The sequence below is a fragment of the Candidatus Thioglobus sp. NP1 genome (genome assembly GCF_003326015.1).
In the GTDB taxonomy this organism is placed as follows: domain Bacteria; phylum Pseudomonadota; class Gammaproteobacteria; order PS1; family Pseudothioglobaceae; genus Pseudothioglobus; species Pseudothioglobus singularis_A.
In genome coordinates, this window is the sequence record NZ_CP023860.1 from 1607580 (window position 1) to 1624313 (window position 16734).

General features: G+C 35.4%; 18 protein-coding genes. 1 reads left to right on the forward strand and 17 read right to left on the reverse strand.

Annotation, left to right across the window (positions count from 1 at the left end; all coding sequences use genetic code 11):
- The 13 genes from nuoK to CRN91_RS08300 all read right to left on the reverse strand — a co-directional run bounded on the left by nuoK (position 1) and on the right by CRN91_RS08300 (position 13264).
- Positions 1 to 306, reverse strand: coding sequence for an NADH-quinone oxidoreductase subunit NuoK (nuoK, locus tag CRN91_RS08240; protein ID WP_114115948.1), 306 nt, complete (start codon positions 304 to 306; stop codon positions 1 to 3).
- Complete coding sequence (locus CRN91_RS08245; protein WP_114115949.1) at positions 303 to 917, reverse strand: NADH-quinone oxidoreductase subunit J; 615 nt, start codon at positions 915 to 917, stop codon at positions 303 to 305. The genes nuoK and CRN91_RS08245 overlap by 4 nt, the downstream gene beginning before the upstream one ends.
- Positions 918 to 926: 9 nt before the next feature.
- Complete coding sequence (nuoI, locus tag CRN91_RS08250) at positions 927 to 1418, reverse strand: NADH-quinone oxidoreductase subunit NuoI (RefSeq protein WP_114115950.1); 492 nt, start codon at positions 1416 to 1418, stop codon at positions 927 to 929.
- 10 nt (positions 1419 to 1428) lie between these two features.
- Positions 1429 to 2496 carry an NADH-quinone oxidoreductase subunit NuoH gene (gene nuoH, locus CRN91_RS08255; protein WP_114115951.1) on the reverse strand — a complete coding sequence of 356 codons (1068 nt, stop codon included), beginning with the start codon at positions 2494 to 2496 and terminating at the stop codon, positions 1429 to 1431.
- An 11-nt stretch (positions 2497 to 2507) separates the two neighbouring features.
- Positions 2508 to 4748: an NADH-quinone oxidoreductase subunit NuoG gene (gene nuoG, locus CRN91_RS08260; RefSeq protein ID WP_114115952.1), complete on the reverse strand. Its 2241-nt coding sequence runs from the start codon at positions 4746 to 4748 to the stop codon at positions 2508 to 2510.
- Positions 4741 to 6042, reverse strand: a complete 1302-nt coding sequence (nuoF, locus tag CRN91_RS08265; RefSeq protein WP_114115953.1) for an NADH-quinone oxidoreductase subunit NuoF — start codon at positions 6040 to 6042, stop codon at positions 4741 to 4743. Before nuoF ends, nuoG begins: the two co-directional genes overlap by 8 nt.
- Positions 6039 to 6512: an NADH-quinone oxidoreductase subunit NuoE family protein gene (gene nuoE, locus CRN91_RS08270; protein ID WP_114115954.1), complete on the reverse strand. Its 474-nt coding sequence runs from the start codon at positions 6510 to 6512 to the stop codon at positions 6039 to 6041. Before nuoE ends, nuoF begins: the two co-directional genes overlap by 4 nt.
- A complete protein-coding gene (locus tag CRN91_RS08275) occupies positions 6509 to 7762 on the reverse strand; it encodes an NADH-quinone oxidoreductase subunit D (RefSeq protein ID WP_114115955.1) in 1254 nt (417 codons plus the stop codon). The genes nuoE and CRN91_RS08275 overlap by 4 nt, the downstream gene beginning before the upstream one ends.
- Positions 7763 to 7764: 2 nt before the next feature.
- On the reverse strand, positions 7765 to 8379 hold the full coding sequence (locus tag CRN91_RS08280; protein WP_114115956.1) for an NADH-quinone oxidoreductase subunit C: 615 nt from the start codon (positions 8377 to 8379) through the stop codon (positions 7765 to 7767).
- Between the two features lie 3 nt (positions 8380 to 8382).
- Positions 8383 to 8862, reverse strand: a complete 480-nt coding sequence (locus CRN91_RS08285) for a NuoB/complex I 20 kDa subunit family protein (protein ID WP_114115957.1) — start codon at positions 8860 to 8862, stop codon at positions 8383 to 8385.
- A 12-nt stretch (positions 8863 to 8874) separates the two neighbouring features.
- Positions 8875 to 9231: an NADH-quinone oxidoreductase subunit A gene (gene ndhC, locus CRN91_RS08290; protein ID WP_114115958.1), complete on the reverse strand. Its 357-nt coding sequence runs from the start codon at positions 9229 to 9231 to the stop codon at positions 8875 to 8877.
- 92 nt (positions 9232 to 9323) lie between these two features.
- Entirely contained in the window at positions 9324 to 10748 is a 1425-nt protein-coding gene (gene tldD, locus CRN91_RS08295; protein ID WP_114115959.1) for a metalloprotease TldD, read from the reverse strand.
- Positions 10745 to 13264 (reverse strand): YhdP family protein, encoded by a 2520-nt coding sequence (locus CRN91_RS08300; RefSeq protein WP_114115960.1) that lies wholly within the window; start codon positions 13262 to 13264, stop codon positions 10745 to 10747. The genes tldD and CRN91_RS08300 overlap by 4 nt, the downstream gene beginning before the upstream one ends.
- 81 nt (positions 13265 to 13345) lie before the next feature.
- Between CRN91_RS08300 and CRN91_RS08305 the strand changes: the two genes are divergently transcribed.
- Positions 13346 to 13807, forward strand: a complete 462-nt coding sequence (locus CRN91_RS08305) for a c-type cytochrome (protein WP_114115961.1) — start codon at positions 13346 to 13348, stop codon at positions 13805 to 13807.
- Positions 13808 to 13823: 16 nt separating this feature from the next.
- On the opposite strand, the gene CRN91_RS08310 is transcribed toward CRN91_RS08305, so the two are convergent.
- From CRN91_RS08310 to argB, 4 genes are read right to left on the reverse strand one after another with little or no spacing between them, the layout of a single operon-like run.
- Complete coding sequence (locus CRN91_RS08310; protein ID WP_114115962.1) at positions 13824 to 14315, reverse strand: asparaginase domain-containing protein; 492 nt, start codon at positions 14313 to 14315, stop codon at positions 13824 to 13826.
- A 25-nt stretch (positions 14316 to 14340) separates the two neighbouring features.
- Entirely contained in the window at positions 14341 to 14985 is a 645-nt protein-coding gene (locus tag CRN91_RS08315) for a YggS family pyridoxal phosphate-dependent enzyme (protein WP_114115963.1), read from the reverse strand.
- Positions 14985 to 15845 carry a dihydroorotate dehydrogenase electron transfer subunit gene (locus CRN91_RS08320; RefSeq protein WP_114115964.1) on the reverse strand — a complete coding sequence of 287 codons (861 nt, stop codon included), beginning with the start codon at positions 15843 to 15845 and terminating at the stop codon, positions 14985 to 14987. Before CRN91_RS08320 ends, CRN91_RS08315 begins: the two co-directional genes overlap by 1 nt.
- Positions 15838 to 16710: an acetylglutamate kinase gene (gene argB / locus CRN91_RS08325; RefSeq protein WP_114115965.1), complete on the reverse strand. Its 873-nt coding sequence runs from the start codon at positions 16708 to 16710 to the stop codon at positions 15838 to 15840. Before argB ends, CRN91_RS08320 begins: the two co-directional genes overlap by 8 nt.
- Positions 16711 to 16734: the final 24 nt, after the last annotated feature.

The window sequence follows — 16734 nt, forward strand, 5'->3', positions numbered from 1 at the left end:
CTAGCCTTTCAAAGTATTAGTTACGTCTATATCAATTGAGCCTCGACTCCTGAACATTAACGTCAAAATTGCAAGTCCTATAGCTACTTCTGCAGCAGCCACTGTCAAAATAAAGAAAACAAATATCTGCCCAGCAAGATCACCACCATAGTATGAGAAGGCTATGAAATTAGTATTTACTGCCGCTAAGATTAATTCAACACACATTAGCAACATAATAATATTTGTTCTATTAATAAAAATCCCGGCAAGACCAATACATAAGACTATAGAGCTCAAAATTAAGTAATCAGATAATGCAATCATTTTGATTCCTTGGGTGCTTTGGGCTTAATAGATGCAATTCTCATTCTGTCTTTAGCTTGAACATTAATCTGTTCTGAAATATTTTGTGTTTTTCTAGATGATTCATTTCGATGAACAAGAGTAATAGCTGCAATTATTGCTATCAAAAGAAGAATTGCTGCTAATTCAAAAGGATAAACATAAAGGGTATAAAGTTGCTCTGCAATAGCGGTAATATTACTATATGAGGCATCATTTTTTTCTGGAACACCAACTACATCTAGACCGAACTGCCCTGCATTTAGAACTAATACCATTTGTGCAATAACAATAACAGAAACTAAAATTCCTAATGGTAAGTAACGGGTGAACTTAGCACGAAGTGTTGACTTATCAGTATCTAGCATCTTAATAACAAACATAAATAGCACCATTACGGCGCCAACATAAATCAAAATAAGAGTAATCGCTAAAAATTCTGCCTCAAGAAGAAGCCATAAGCTTGCTGCACTGAAAAAAGTAAGTATTAAGAATAAAGCAGCTATTGCTGTATTCCTTGATGTAATCATCAGCAATGAACTGGTAACAAAGAAGAATGAGAAAACATAAAATAAAATTGAAGTAAATTCCATAGCTACTTATTACTTATATTTAGAGTCTTCAAGCTTAGCTTTGCTAATCTCATTTTCGTTTTCATCACCAATAGCCAATAGTGCTTTTTTATCAATAATACTTCCTTCTCTAGACTCAAATGCATAGTCAAAAATATGAGTCTCTACTATTGCATCAACAGGACAAGCCTCTTCACAAAAGCCACAAAAAATACACTTAAAAAGATCGATATCATACTGAGTCGTTCTTCGAGTACCGTCTTCCCTCATCTCAGAATCAATGGTAATTGCATTCGCCGGACACACGGCCTCACATAGCTTACAGGCAATACATCTCTCTTCGCCATTTGGATAACGACGAAGTGCATGAAGTCCTCTAAATCTTGGTGAAATAGGCGTTCTTTCTTCAGGAAATTGAACTGTTATACTATCATTAACAAATTCTTTACCAGTAACCTTAAGGCCTGTACGAAGCTCTCCTAAACCAAAATCTTTTACTAATTTTTTGACTTTTTTTATCATATTAATCTCCTTAAAACCAAGGTCCTAAATGAAGCTGTGTCATCAATGCAACTACAAAGATCCAGACAATCGTTAAGGGTAGAAAAATCTTCCAGCATAAACGCATAATTTGGTCATACCTAAACCTTGGGAAAGAGGCCCGAATCCAAAAATATAAAAATAGAAAAAAACTCATCTTAAAAAGTAGCCAAAATAAATCGGGAACAAATTCAAAAAATCCTTCTAAATATGGAATACCTTCAAAAGGGGAGTGCCAACCTCCAAAAAATAATAAAACTGCAAGCATTGCCATAAAGATCATGTTGAAATATTCAGCCATAAAGAACAATGCAAAAGGCATTCCAGAGTACTCAACATGAGTACCACCAACAATTTCTGACTCACCCTCAACAACATCAAATGGTGCTCTATTTGTTTCTACCAAGGCTCCAATCCAAAATACAATCATCATTGGGAATAGAGGGATCCAGTACCAATTTAAAATTCCACCAGCTTGACTTTCAACAACGGTATTTAAATTGACTGAACTTGCAATCATGACAACTGTAACTAGAACGAATCCAATAACAAGCTCGTAAGAGATCAGAAGAGCAGTACTTCTTAAGGCTCCTAAAAGAGGGTACTTTGAGTTGGAAGCCCATCCTGCAAGAACAATACCATAAACTCCGACTGATCCGATTGCCATAACATAAAGCAAACTTACATCAAGATTTGCAATATAAAAACCCTCTCCAAAAGGAACAACTGCCCATACTGCAACAGCAGGAACAAAAGCTAAAATAGGTGCTAGGAGAAAGAGATAAATATTTGACTTAGAAGGAAAAATAATCTCTTTAAACATCATTTTAAATACATCAGCGAATGGTTGTAATAATCCAAGTGGTCCTACTCGGTTGGGTCCAATTCTTAACTGCATAAAACCAATAATTTTTCTCTCTGCATAGGTCATATAAGCCATCATAATAATTAAAGGAAAAATAAGTGCTAAACCTTTAATTAGAATTATCACAATAGTAGCAAACCCACCATCAAACCATGGAATAAGTTGATTTATAGAGTTTACAAATGATTGCCACATAATCAATACTCCTAACTTTTTCTAGAGTGATGAGTGTGGACAAAAACGCAGCCATCAGCAACGGTTTCATTAATAGAAACTGGAACGCCATGATACAAATCACCATCTGAAAGTTTTAATTTTCTCGCTGTCGATTCTGAAATAAATGCATCATTGATTTTTCCAATTTGAGTATCTTGAAGGGCTTTTGCTTTTCGAGTAACTGCATCTTTTGAATAAGGTGAGTACTGCCAGTGAGTAACTACTTGAGAATCATCAATTATTTTAATAGTTGGTTCAATTGGTTCATACATTGTGGCAGTAATAGAAAGCGCATCATCAGCCACTTGGCTTGAATCTACATAATCAAAGCCATCAAGCTCCAATAAATCTGCAAGTACTTTTATAATCTTCCATCCAGGCTTTGACTCCCCAGGGCTTTTTACAGATGCAGCAAATGATTGTGCAACACCATCAAAATTAATATGGGTCCCAGAACTTTCATAAAAGCCAGCCAAAGGTAATATAACGTTTGAATTTCTAAGCGTTAAGTCATCCTCAAAACTATTGAGTGAAATAACAAAAACATCATCTTTATTGAAAGTATCAGTTGCTAACTTTGAATCAAGAAAGTCGTATTTAAAATCTACATCCATTAACAGGAATACTTTTGAATCACCTTGAAGCATTGAAACTACATCCTGACCATTTTTGGTAGGCTTAAAATTAACTTTTTCTGCTGATAATGAATTACCAGTTAGGCTTATATTTGCAATCTTTGCATTTGCAAGCGAAGCAATTTCCAAAATGACATTGGCAATATCTGAAGAAGAGCTATTACTATTTACATGCTCACCTAAAACTATTACTGGTCTCTCAGCTGCTATCAAATCGTCAGCAATCTTATTGTGGCTATCAACAATTTTAAATTTAGATAAATACTTTGGTAAAGTAGTATTAGTTTTTTCATAAATAGACTTTAGAACAGACTGCAACATTGTTAAGGTTTGTTGAGGTGAAGTTAAAACCTCAAAATTAGTTCGATAATTGAAGTCAAATTTTTTATTATTAATTGTATTTATAGATGCACCATTTAATGCCGCTTTTCTGATGCGATGATTAATCATTGGTTGCTCTAATCGTAGATATGAATTAATAATTAAAGCATGATCTATTGACTCAAGCTCAGCTAAGGTAATAGATGAAGCTATTGAGTTACTAATAATGAGATCGGCTTTATCTAGTCGATAATCAATATTTTCTGAACCGAAACTTCGAGCTAGTTTTTGCATCAAATAAAACTCTTCTAAAGTAGCATTTTTTGAAGCTAATACTCCTAATTGATTTGGATTTTTTATATTATCTTTCAGTCCACTGATTGCAAAATCAAGAGCATCATCCCAACTCACTTCTTGCCATATGTTATCTTTCTTAATTTTAGGATTTAATGCTCGGCTTTCATGATTAAGTCCTTCATAAGAAAAACGATCTCGATCAGATATCCAAGTTTCATTTACCAGATCATTATCTCTGGCAACAACTCTTTTTACTTTGCCTCTATAGGTTTGAGTAAAAATATTTGAACCAACTAAATCATGTCTTGCAATACTTTGAACAGCGTTCATTTGCCAAGTTCTTGCTTCATACCTAAAGGGTTTAGAGGTAAGTGCTCCTACTGGACAAACATCAATCATATTGCCAGAAAGTTCTGATTGAATTCCTTCAGTTAGGAATGGTTCAATTTTCACATGTTCGCCTCTACCAGTTCCTCCCATCTCAACAATACCAGCAACTTCAGCACCAAAACGAACACAGCGGGTGCAATGAATACATCGAGTCATGTCAGTTTGGATTAAGGCACCAATACCTTTATCTGGGACTATTCGTTTGCCTTCATTAAATTTTGAGACATCAGACCCATATTCCATTGCCACATCTTGGAGTTCACACTCTCCACCCTGGTCACATATAGGACAATCCAGTGGATGATTAATTAATAAGAATTCCATAACTGCTTTTTGAGCAGTTTTTGCTTTATCATTTTTTGTATGAATTTTCATACCATTTGCCACTGGAGTCGAGCAGGCTGGTTGAGCCTTAGGAACTCCCTCGACATCTACTAAACACATGCGACAGTTTGCAGCCACTGACAATTTTTTATGATAACAAAAACGAGGCACTTCTATACCCTCTCGATCAGCAATAGAGATGATAGAGTCTCCCGGGTTAGCGGTTACTAAAGAGCCATCAATTTCAATTTCAATTTCAGACACTCGCCTCTTCCTCAATAAGCTGATGCTCTTCTTCTACAATACTTCTTCCATGTTTGATATAGTATTCAAACTCAGGTCTAAAATGCCTAATAAAGCTCTCAACAGGCGTAGCAGCAGCATCACCAAGAGCACAAATAGTATTACCACTAATTTTCCCTCCAACTGAAACTAATAAATCTAAGTCTTCATTTTTGCCATTACCATCTAAAATACGTTGTAACATCCGATATAGCCAACCTGTACCTTCCCTGCAAGGAGTACACTGGCCACAAGATTCATCATAATAAAAATGAGCTAATCGTGTTAAGGTTTTAACCATACAAGTAGTATCGTCCATTATGATCACTGAACCTGCACCAAGCATTGAGCCTGCATTAGCAATACTGTCATAATCCATTGTCATGTTCATTGCGGTCTCTGCTGACAATAGGGGTGTTGAAGAACCACCTGGAATAACTGCCTTAAGTGTTCTGCCTTCCTTAAGTCCTCCAGCTAACTCTAATAATTTAGAAAAAGGGGTACCCATTGGCACTTCAAAATTAGAAGGGTTCTGTACATTACCTGTCACTGAAAAACATTTCGTTCCACCAGAATTTTCAACTCCTAAATCAGCAAACCATTTCCCACCTTTAGTAAGAATTTCGGGAACGTTAGCAAACGTCTCAGTATTGTTAATAGTGGTCGGCTTTCCAAATAGCCCTACATTGGCTGGAAAAGGAGGTTTAAATCTGGGCTGACCTTTCTTGCCCTCAAGTGACTCTAATAATGCTGTCTCCTCTCCACAGATATAAGCGCCTGCACCTAAATGTGTGTATAAATCATAACTGATATCACTGCCATTAATGTTCTTACCAAGCAAACCTGCATCATATGCATCTTTAAGAGCCTCTTCAAAGCGATAATAGGGCTCCATAAACTCACCACGAATATAGTTATAACCAACTGTCGCATTCATTACGAATCCTGCAATAGCCATACCCTCTATAACTGAGTGTGGGTTATATCTTAATATATCTCTATCATGACAAGTTCCAGGCTCACCTTCATCAGAATTACAGACTACATATTTTTGACCTTCTTGATTACGCGGCATAAAGCTCCACTTTAATCCAGTTGGAAAGCCAGCACCACCTCGGCCTCTTAATCCCGATGTTTTTAACTCTGCAAGAATATCTTCAGGAGACATCTCACCATTAAGAATTTTTCTCCAAACTTTATAGCCACCAGTTGACTCATAGGTTGCAAAACTTGCTGGATTTTCTTTATCTAAATTTTTAAAGCAGACTTCATTCATTTTAAATTATCCAAAATATCATCAATTTTTTTTGTAGTTAAATGCTCATAATATTGGTCACCAATCTGACACATTGGACCCCCAACACAGGCACCCAAACATTCAACTTTCTTAACACTCACTAAACCATCCTTACTTACCTCACCTGTCTTTACTTCTAACTTTTCTTCTAGATATGAGATTAGCTCATCAGAGCCATTTAACATACAAGATATATTGTGACAAAAGCGAATAATGTTTTTACCAACTGGTTTGTGGTTATAGTTTTCATAGAAAGTAGCGACTTCTTGCACACTAATTGTAGGCATTTGAAGATGATCAGCAACATCTTGCATTAGCTCACCTGTCAAACTTCCACCATTTTCATTCTGCACAATTGTAAGCGCCTGCATTACAGCTGAACTTTCTCTCCCTTCTGGATATTTTGTTATCCAAAAATCAATCTCTTTTTTTGCTGCATCTGAAATCATCTATCAACCTCACCAAAAACAATATCTTGAGTACCAATAATGGTTACAACATCAGAAAGCATGTGGCCTTTAGACATTTCATCCATCGATGCAAGATGTGGAAAACCTGGCGCTCTAATTTTAATTCTATAAGGCTTATTAGCACCATCTGAAACTATATAAACTCCAAACTCCCCTTTGGGAGCCTCAACAGCTGTATAACTCTCACCCTCTGGCAAGCAGAATCCTTCAGTAAATAATTTGAAGTGATGAATCAATGACTCCATATCATCTTTCATATCCTCACGATTTGGTGGAGTTACTTTATGATCATCAGACATAACTGGCCCAGGATTAGACTTTAACCAGGCAACACATTGACTAATAATCTTAGTAGATTGACGCATCTCTTCCATTCTTACTAAGTAGCGATCATAACAATCTCCAGTTACCCCAACTGGTACATCAAATTCCAACTTATCATAAACTGAATAGGGTTCATTTTTTCTAATGTCCCATTCAACTCCAGAACCTCTTAGCATTGCGCCAGTAAAACCCATTTGTTTCGCTCTTTCAGGTGAGACAATTGCAATGTTCACCAGTCTTTGTTTCCAAATCCTATTATCAGTTAATAAATCAGAATACTGCTGAATACTTTTTGGAAATTTATTTGCAAAATCTTCAATAAAATCTAGTAACGAACCTTGTCGATTTTCATTAATCTCTTTAAGCTTTTTGTCGCTTCTTAATTTTGAATCAAGGTATTGAGGCATCTTGTCTGGCAAGTCTCTATAAACGCCGCCAGGACGGTAATACGTTGCATGCATTCTTGAGCCACTAACCGCTTCGTAACAATCAATTAAAGTTTCACGCTCACGAAAAGCATATAAGAAAACACTCATAGCTCCAACGTCTAAGGCATGTGTTCCAAGCCACATAAGGTGATTCATAATGCGTGTTATTTCATCAAACATTACTCTAATATATTCAGCTCGCTCAGGAACCTTGAGACCTAACATTTTTTCAATTCCCATAACATAGGCATGCTCATTACACATCATCGAGACATAGTCCAGACGATCCATATAGCCAATAGATTGGTTGTATGGTTTGGACTCAGCAAGCTTTTCTGTTCCGCGATGCAGTAGGCCAATATGAGGGTCTGCCCGTTCTACAACCTCTCCATCCAATTCAAGTATTAATCTAAGAACACCATGAGCAGCAGGATGTTGCGGGCCAAAATTAAGTGTGTAATTTTTCATTTCAGACATAATTACTTCCTTATAACTCGAGGAACATTTACATTAGGCTCAATGCTTACAGGCTCATAAACCACCCTACCTAATTCTTCATCGTATCGCATCTCGACTTCACCAATCATTGGAAAATCCTTTCTAAGTGGATGTCCTACAAAACCATAGTCGGTTAATATCCTCCTGAGATCATTATGGTTTTCAAATAAAATACCGAATAAATCAAAAGCCTCTCTTTCATACCAATCAGCACAATTCCAAATTTTGGTAACAGAATTAATCATTAAATTATCTGAAGAAAGCAAAGCTTTAACTCTCAATCTCTGATTATCTGAGACAGAAAGCAAATGATAAACAACACCAAAACGTTGTTCTTTTTTATTTTCAGATTTTTGAGCTTGACGGGCTCTACCAAAACCTGAAGAACTCGCATTTCCATTCCAATCAGATTCACCATAGGTCATATAGTCAATCCCACATAGATCAATCAGCGTATCAAAATTAAAATCATCACGCAATTGCTCACATACTTCGATAATATCATCACTATTAATAACAAGTGTGAGCTCATCAAAAGATTCACTCAAATTATCTTTACCAAAAGCATTAGCTAATTTTTTCTTTAGTTCATTCATATCTTATGTTCGAGCAATTGTGTTGGTTCTGCGAATTTTGTCTTGCAATTGAAGAATTCCATATAACAGAGCTTCTGCTGTAGGAGGACACCCAGGAACATAAACATCCACAGGGACAATACGGTCACACCCCCTAACAACAGCATAAGAGTAGTGGTAATAACCGCCTCCATTTGCACATGACCCCATTGATAATACATACCTTGGTTCAGGCATCTGGTCATAAACTTTACGAAGGGCAGGAGCCATTTTGTTTGTTAACGTTCCTGCAACGATCATTAAATCAGATTGGCGGGGAGTTGGACGAAAAACCACACCAAATCGATCAAGATCATAACGTGATGATCCTGCCTCCATCATCTCAACTGCACAACAAGCTAGACCAAAAGTCATTGGCCATAGTGAGCCTGTTCGAGACCAGTTAATAACTTTGTCAAGTGATGTTGTTACAAAGCCTTCCTTCATTAACCCTTCTATTGCCATATTAAATCCTTATTACTCCCATTCAAGAGCACCTTTCTTCCATTCAAAAATAAACCCTACAACTAATAAGAGTAGAAATATAGACATGGCAAAAAATCCAAACCACCCTAACTTGGCCTGGACAACTGCCCATGGAATAAAAAATGCAACCTCCAAATCAAAAAGTACAAATAAAATAGCTACTAAATAGTATCTAATATTAAAGTGCATCCTGGAATCATCAAACGCTGGAAAACCACATTCGAACTGGGAGTTTTTCTCATCATCTGGATTGCTTGGACCGAGAAGATAGCCAACTACTGTTAAGCCTACTCCAAAGGCTATTCCTAAGAATATAAAAACGATAATTGGTAAATAATTCTCGAGCACTGTTTATCCTCATTTAAACAACGAATATTATACCAGATTATCGTAAAACCGCTAGAAAAAACTGTCTTTAAATCCTAATATGAAGGATAAATTTACCTATGAAGCTGAGTACCGCCAACAGTTAACATGTCAACTTTTAAGCTCGGCTGGCCAACTCCAACAGGAACACTCTGACCATCTTTTCCACAAACTCCTACTCCAGGATCCAATTTTAAGTCATCACCCACCATAGAAATTTGATGGAGTACCTCATCTCCAGAGCCAATTAAAGTTGCTCCTTTAATAGGTGTGGTTATTTTTCCATTCTTAATTAAGTAAGCTTCATTTGCAGAAAAAACAAACTTTCCTGATGTTATATCAACCTGACCACCATCAAAATTTTTCGCATATATCCCATTTTCCACGGATGAAATCATATCTTTAAATTTATCTTTGCCATTTAGCATATATGTGTTTGTCATTCTTGGCATTGGGATATGTGCATATGATTCTCGCCTTCCATTGCCCGTACTAGATTTACCCATTAACCGAGCATTAAGCTTATCCATCATATAGCCCTTTAATACACCATTTTTTATTAGTGTAGTTTCTTGAGTTGGAGTGCCCTCATCATCAATTGTAAGGCTTCCACGGCGATTACTAATTGTGCCATTATCAACAATAGTACATTTTTCACTAGCAACTTTTTCACCTACTTTGCCACTAAAAACAGAACTACCCTTACGATTAAAGTCCCCTTCCAGTCCATGACCTATAGCTTCATGCAAAAGAACTCCAGGCCAACCTGAACCTAGAATGACAGGCATTTTTCCTGCAGGAGCATCTTTAGATTCTAGAGCAACCATTGCAAGACGAAGTGCCTCTTTAGTATATGCTTCAACAAGTGAATTACTCTCAAAATATCCATAATCATAGCGACCGCCGCCTCCACTTGAAGCTTGTTCAGTTCTGCCATTATGTTCAACAATTACTGAAACACTTATTCTAACCATAGGTCTGCAATCTATTTGATAAACACCATCAGTTGATGCTATAAGAACTTCTGTATATGCACCAGAAAGAGATGCACTAACTTGAACAACTTTTGGTTCCTCTCTGGCAATTGCATTAATTTGTCTAAGTAAGCCAACTTTTTCTTTAGAAGTTAGGCTTCCTAGGGGGCTTAATGCTGGGTACTTAATTGGATAATCTATTGTCTTTAAAATTTTTGAGCTTGAATTAGCCTTACTATCAGATATACCTTTTGCAAAATTTACCGCACCCTCAATTGCTTTAATATTGAGATCATCTGAGTATGAAAAACCAGTTTTATCTCCTGATACGCATCGAGCACCAACACCATGACTTATATTGTATGAGCCATCCTTGACAATTCCCTCATCCAGGACCCAAGACTCAGCTACTGAATGTTGGAAATATAAATCTGAATATTCAGACCCTGTATCAGAGAGTGAATTTAGCATATTAAATATTTCGCTCTCATTAATTTTGTGATCACTAAGTAATTCATTAATCATAAAACTTTAACTCCATCTAATTTCTCAATAATAGGATTAGACCATGGCCCTGAAATAACAAATGTTATTTCAACAACATTATCTAATAGCTCTCCAAAAACTTCACCACCAAAAAGCACCTTATCAGCAGCCCAAACTCCTAAACCGGCTAAACCTCCCCCAGCAAGGTAAGTTGCAAGAGGAACTGTATCTGCGATAGATGGCTGAACATTTGCTGCTAAATTATAGTCTTGTTTTATGAGATCTACAAAGCCAGTTAGTTCGATATCACTTTCCTCACTCTCAACGAGAAAATAATCTACTTTAGCTACCCCATCATTAAATAAAAAATTGGCATTGATTTGATCATAAACATAGCCCTGGTCTCTAAGTTCAGTTCTGGATAAGCTTAATCTATCTGCTATCGACTCAAGATTGATATATGAAAGAAGTTTTAATAAATTAGGATCTTGGTTTGTAAAAACGCCCTTTTCAACTTTTGCCTTCATAAAGCCACTAACTTTTTTTGTTGAAACTTCCCAAGGCTCACAATCACAATATAATCTTAAATCTGCATTAAATGCTCCGCCTATAACAGGCTCATTAACCTTAAATTTAAGTAAAAAATCAGATAAATTATTATTTGTTGCCTTAGCTCGTAAAATTGTTCTTCCATTGAACCAGCTCCCATTAAAGACCAAATCATCATTACTAAGACCTATGTTTTCAAAAGTTAGATTCTTAATTTCCATTACATTATCGTGACTTATTAAGTTTACATCAAAATTTGGAATAGTCTTGCCATTAACTTTAGCATCTGAAGAGTTTAAATGGAAACTAGGAAAAAAATCAGGATAAAGCTTCCAATTATTAATGCCTTCAAGGTTTAAAATTTTAGAATCAGTTAACTGAACCTCATAACTTCCATCTTTCTCGATAACTAAATTAATATTAGATTTAAGAATGTCAGAATCAATAATAGTATGCCATTCATTAATTGACTTTTTAGCAATATAGGCATCAGTCTTAGTCTCTAAATGGCTTAACTTAAGTTTAAATTTAGCATTTTCATCCGTTATCCAATCCTTTGGATTTAGGGATAACTGAAATAAATCATTACCTATTAATCCCTTTCCTTTAGTTTGGATTAACCCATTATTAAAAGAAATTTGTGAATTAAATTCATTAATTAATAGTGACCCATTTAATAAACTTAATTTATTATCAGATGCATACATTTCAAAAGTAATTTTTGGATTTTGATTACTATTATTTTTAAGTGGCACTACTAGATTAAGATTTCCCCAAAGGCGCCCTTCAAGTTCGAACTCATTTAAATAATTTTTAAACCTGGATGGAACATTAGACTGTTTGATAAATTCAGAAACTTTTTTACTCTGAGAGTTAAATCTTGTATTAACTGATAACTCAGATCCTTCCATATTAAAATCTTTTAAGGTGATACTTAAATAGCTCAAATCAATGCCATCTATCTGAGCCTTATTTGATGTCAGCCGAAGATAATCATTTGAAAAATTAACCTTTGCATTTAAATCACTTATAGAAGGCCATTTAGAATCAAGATTTAGATTAGCATTACTAAGATTAGCTGAAAATTTTGTATTAGGACGATCTAAATCCCCTGACATATTAAATCGAGTTGTTAGACTAATATCAGTCAAGAATCCTTTATCAATAACTTGATCTAACCATAAGGCAGCTGCTGTATTGGCTAATGCACTAGGTAGATTTTGATTAATTTTTGATACCTCAATCTCATCAATATAACTTTCAAATTCAAGATACACCCTGTCTTGTTGATTAAAAATCTTAAGTTGGGCAGAGAGGTTAAAATCTTCATTTTTAAGCGAAAAAGGAATCACTGCAACTCTATCCTCTGTAGCCTTAGTAACGTCAATAGTTGTGTTAATATTTAATGCACTCCCAAGTTTTGGAATTTGTGAGTTACTAAAAAGAGATTGATCTCTCATTGATAATGTTAATCTTTCCTTATTTCTTTTTAGTTCAATTGCAGCGAGCTCTAACGACTGGTCTCCAATTAGTCTTGTTTTATCAATTGAAAGAGATTTAAGTGCTAGTAGTCTCGTTAACCCAATACTTGAAAGAATATTATCTGTATTAATGATTGAAACATAATTATTAATTGAAGAAACATCAATAATTAACTCATTGATATCTATATGCCCTGGTATTTCAATACCCTGATATAACGCCAATAAATCAACATTCCATCTTAATACATCAATTGATGCAATGGGCTCAAGATCTTTAGAGCTAATCTCTAAATTTTTTACAGCCAGAAGAAGTTCATTATCCTGGAACTCCAAGGAAAGCTTATCTATTTCAACATCTAAACCAATTACTTGAGAAAGTTGATCTTCAAGTGAGCCTTTTATGGTTTGTGGAAACATTACAAAAAAAGCAATAACTAATAATATAGCTAGAGCAATAAATGCTGTTATCCAGGTACTAATTTTTAGTATATTAAGACTTCGATGGAGAGTTTTTTTAAGCATATTTTTGTTGCAATCAACTGCAACTTATTATAACCAAATGTATAATATCTCGGAATTTAATCTGTTCTTCAAGGAAGGTCAATGAGTCAAGCTTCTAAAACTTCTACAAAATTAATGCTTTTCGTTTGGTTAATAGCTATGATTTTTATCGGTATCAAAGCCCTTAACTCAACTAATGGAGAGTCTAATGTTAGTGAAAATATGATTGATAATGCAGCTCTTGAGAGGATTAAACCAATAGGAATGGTTGCTATTGATACTGCAATAGCCGAAGCATCTGCTAAACTTCAGGATAAAGCTGAGCGTTCTGGTGAACAAATATATAATGCAAATTGTATGGGTTGTCATAATTCAGGTGTTTTAGGATCTCCTAAGTATGCTTCATTAGAAGATTGGGCACCTAGAATTGGACTTGGTGTTGATAAACTTACTGCATCAGCTATTGCTGGTAAAGGGGGAATGCCTGCAAAAGGAACCTGTATGGACTGCTCTGATAATGATATAAAAATCACTGTCCAATATATGTTGGATAGCTTAGAGTAAATCTTTTATTTTCGATTTATGATTCTATGTATTGAAAGACTCCAAGAGCTCTATTTTTTTCTACGTCATCCCAAGGTAAGACTCTTCCATTCATTGCAACATATACTCCAGATTCTAATAGTTGAAGAGAGCCCAAAGCACAGCCAAAATTAAATAGGGCATCCGAATTGCTAACTGCATATGGCACCATAGCGCCAAAAAGAACAATAGTCTTATCTATATCACTTTCACCAATCAATCTAGCTGTGTCACACATAGTATCAGTGCCGTGAGTAATCAAGATAAAATCCTCCTCACAACTCCTACAGCTATCGACAATAAAATCTCGCTCTTTGTCCACCATATCTAAACTGTCTAATAACATTATTTCCTCTAAAGTCAAATCTACCTCAACTCTAGATCGCTTAACCATCTCAGGAAAATGAGTCTTATCAAATTCAAGCTCACCATTAGATTGGTTATAGACCTTATCAATTGTTCCACCTGTAATAAGTAATCTAACTTTCATATTTTCATCTTAATATTAAATTTAATTAATTATAACTTCTCTTACCAAAAATATCAGTTCCAACTCTAACAAATGTAGCACCTCTTTCTATTGCTAATTCGAGGTCTGCTGACATTCCCATTGATAATGAATCAAGATAAGAAAATTTTGAAACTAATTTCGCCATTTCACTAAAACTAGCTGCAGAATTTTCAGGGTTAGGGATACACATGAAACCTCTTAAAGCAATATTAGGTAATTCTTTAACCTCAGAGATGATCTCTGGAATATCCTCAATAAGTAATCCAGATTTTGTTTCCTCTTTGTCAATATTTATCTGCATAAGGATATTAAGTTGGCCTAAATTTGGATCTCTTTGAGAACTTAGTCTTTTTGCAATCTTCAGCCTATCAACACTGTGGACCCAATCGAAATTCTCTGCAATACCTGCAGTTTTATTTGCTTGAATTGGACCAATAAAATGCCAAGTTAAATTACTATTTTTAAGTGATGATATTTTTTCTAAAGATTCTTGTAAATAATTTTCACCAAAATGAAACTGTCCTGCATCAATCGCTTCTTGAATTTCTGAAATCGATCGAGTTTTACTAACCGCAATTAACTCTACCTCCTGATCATGTTTTACAGATTCTATCCGGGACTTTACAAAATTTAAGTTATCCGAAATCATTAGAAAACTGACTGGGCGTCAAATATTGGTCCATCAACACAGACTCTTTTCATAGCAGGGCCATTACTAGTTTGAACCTCAACAACACATCCAGCGCAGCCACCAACTGCACAAGCCATAAACTCTTCTAAAGAAACTTGACAAGGTAGGTTGTAATCTTCAGCTAACTTTGAAACAGCCTCAAGCATTGGATGAGGCCCACAAGAATAAATTTCAATTTCCTGTAATTCATTTTCTGATAAGCTGTCTAAATACTCTTTAGCAAGTCCAGTAACAAAACCATTATAAACACCCTCATAACTTTGTAAGCTTGTTAAACCACAAGCAATTTTCCACTCTTCTAGTTGTGGCATAGTATGAAGCTTAGATGAATAAAAACCACTTAAATTGCTTACAATTGTTTTAAATGGAAAGGGAATCTCAGAGCCCAGTATTACATAGGGATTATAGAAATTATTGTCTTTTATATATTGTGCAATTGCAATTATTGGCGGCATTCCAACTCCACCTCCAATCAAAAGAGGATTTTTTTTATCTGTCATCTTAAATCCATTTCCGATTGGACCAATTGCAGACAAAATATCACCAATTTTACGCTCGGCTAATTGCCTAGTTCCCTCACCTACAATTTTATATAAAAGGTCAAAGGTTCCATTTGTTTTATCAACAGACATAACCGATATAGGTCTTCTCATAGCAAGCATTCCAGAAACAGATAGATGGACAAATTGACCTGGAAGAGTTGTATTAGCAATTTCTGGACAGGCTAAAGTAATTATAAATTGTTCAGCTTCGAACTTATAATGAGCTAGTATCTGGCATTCATTTACACTAATAGTATCTCTATTACTACTACCCATTTTTGGTAATTAGTGTACCCACGCCTGAATCAGTAAAGACCTCTAATAAGACTGCATGAGAAACTCTTCCATCAATAATATGACTCCTCTCTACACCATTTTTAACTGCTGATAATGCACAGTCAATCTTAGGAAGCATCCCACCCTGAATTGATCCATCATCAATAAGTTTTTTTGCAGAAGTCGAATTCAAATTTGATACAAGTTCACCCTCATTGTTTAATAAACCTAGAGTATTAGTTAGCAGAATGAGTTTTTCAGCATTTAGTGACTCTGCTATTGCACCCGCTACAAGGTCTGCATTTATATTATATGAAAAGCCATCTTTGCCCACGCCGATAGGAGCAATTACAGGAATGAAGTCCCCTTGTAGCAATAAATTAATAACCGAGATATCTATCTGATCAACTTGACCAACATGGCCTAAATCAATGATTTCAGATGTAGGTTCAATCTTAGTCTTTAATTTTTTTGCAGTAATAAGCCTTCCATCTTTCCCTGTAAGGCCAATTGAGTTGCCTCCATGCTGATGGATTAGGTTTACGATTTCTTTATTCACCAAGCCCCCCAATACCATCTCAACAACATCCATTGTTTCACTATCAGTTACTCGCATACCATCAACAAATTCAGTATTTTTTCCAAGCTTTTCAAGGGTCTTACCAATCTGTGGCCCACCACCATGAACTACTATAGGATTCATTCCAACGGACTTCATGAGCACTATATCTCTAGCAAAGCTTGACTTTAAATCCTCATCAACCATAGCATTTCCACCATATTTGATAACAATAGTCTTGCCCTTAAATTTTTGAATATAAGGCAAAGACTCTGTAAGTACGTCGGCAATTTTGTGAGATATCATAAACGTAAGGTTTCTTTAAAAACT

Bases quoted from the DNA above. Each gene is read 5' to 3' on its own strand.
- nuoK (WP_114115948.1), bottom strand. From the start codon at position 306: ATGATTGCATTATCTGATTACTTAATTTTGAGCTCTATAGTCTTATGT.
- CRN91_RS08245 (WP_114115949.1), bottom strand. From the start codon at position 917: ATGGAATTTACTTCAATTTTATTTTATGTTTTCTCATTCTTCTTTGTT.
- nuoI (WP_114115950.1), bottom strand. From the start codon at position 1,418: ATGATAAAAAAAGTCAAAAAATTAGTAAAAGATTTTGGTTTAGGAGAG.
- nuoH (WP_114115951.1), bottom strand. From the start codon at position 2,496: ATGTGGCAATCATTTGTAAACTCTATAAATCAACTTATTCCATGGTTT.
- nuoF (WP_114115953.1), bottom strand. From the start codon at position 6,042: ATGAATGAAGTCTGCTTTAAAAATTTAGATAAAGAAAATCCAGCAAGT.
- nuoE (WP_114115954.1), bottom strand. From the start codon at position 6,512: ATGATTTCAGATGCAGCAAAAAAAGAGATTGATTTTTGGATAACAAAA.
- CRN91_RS08275 (WP_114115955.1), bottom strand. From the start codon at position 7,762: ATGTCTGAAATGAAAAATTACACACTTAATTTTGGCCCGCAACATCCT.
- CRN91_RS08280 (WP_114115956.1), bottom strand. From the start codon at position 8,379: ATGAATGAACTAAAGAAAAAATTAGCTAATGCTTTTGGTAAAGATAAT.
- CRN91_RS08285 (WP_114115957.1), bottom strand. From the start codon at position 8,862: ATGGCAATAGAAGGGTTAATGAAGGAAGGCTTTGTAACAACATCACTT.
- tldD (WP_114115959.1), bottom strand. From the start codon at position 10,748: ATGATTAATGAATTACTTAGTGATCACAAAATTAATGAGAGCGAAATA.
- CRN91_RS08300 (WP_114115960.1), bottom strand. From the start codon at position 13,264: ATGCTTAAAAAAACTCTCCATCGAAGTCTTAATATACTAAAAATTAGT.
- CRN91_RS08305 (WP_114115961.1), top strand. From the start codon at position 13,346: ATGAGTCAAGCTTCTAAAACTTCTACAAAATTAATGCTTTTCGTTTGG.
- CRN91_RS08310 (WP_114115962.1), bottom strand. From the start codon at position 14,315: ATGAAAGTTAGATTACTTATTACAGGTGGAACAATTGATAAGGTCTAT.
- CRN91_RS08315 (WP_114115963.1), bottom strand. From the start codon at position 14,985: ATGATTTCGGATAACTTAAATTTTGTAAAGTCCCGGATAGAATCTGTA.
- CRN91_RS08320 (WP_114115964.1), bottom strand. From the start codon at position 15,845: ATGGGTAGTAGTAATAGAGATACTATTAGTGTAAATGAATGCCAGATA.
- argB (WP_114115965.1), bottom strand. From the start codon at position 16,710: ATGATATCTCACAAAATTGCCGACGTACTTACAGAGTCTTTGCCTTAT.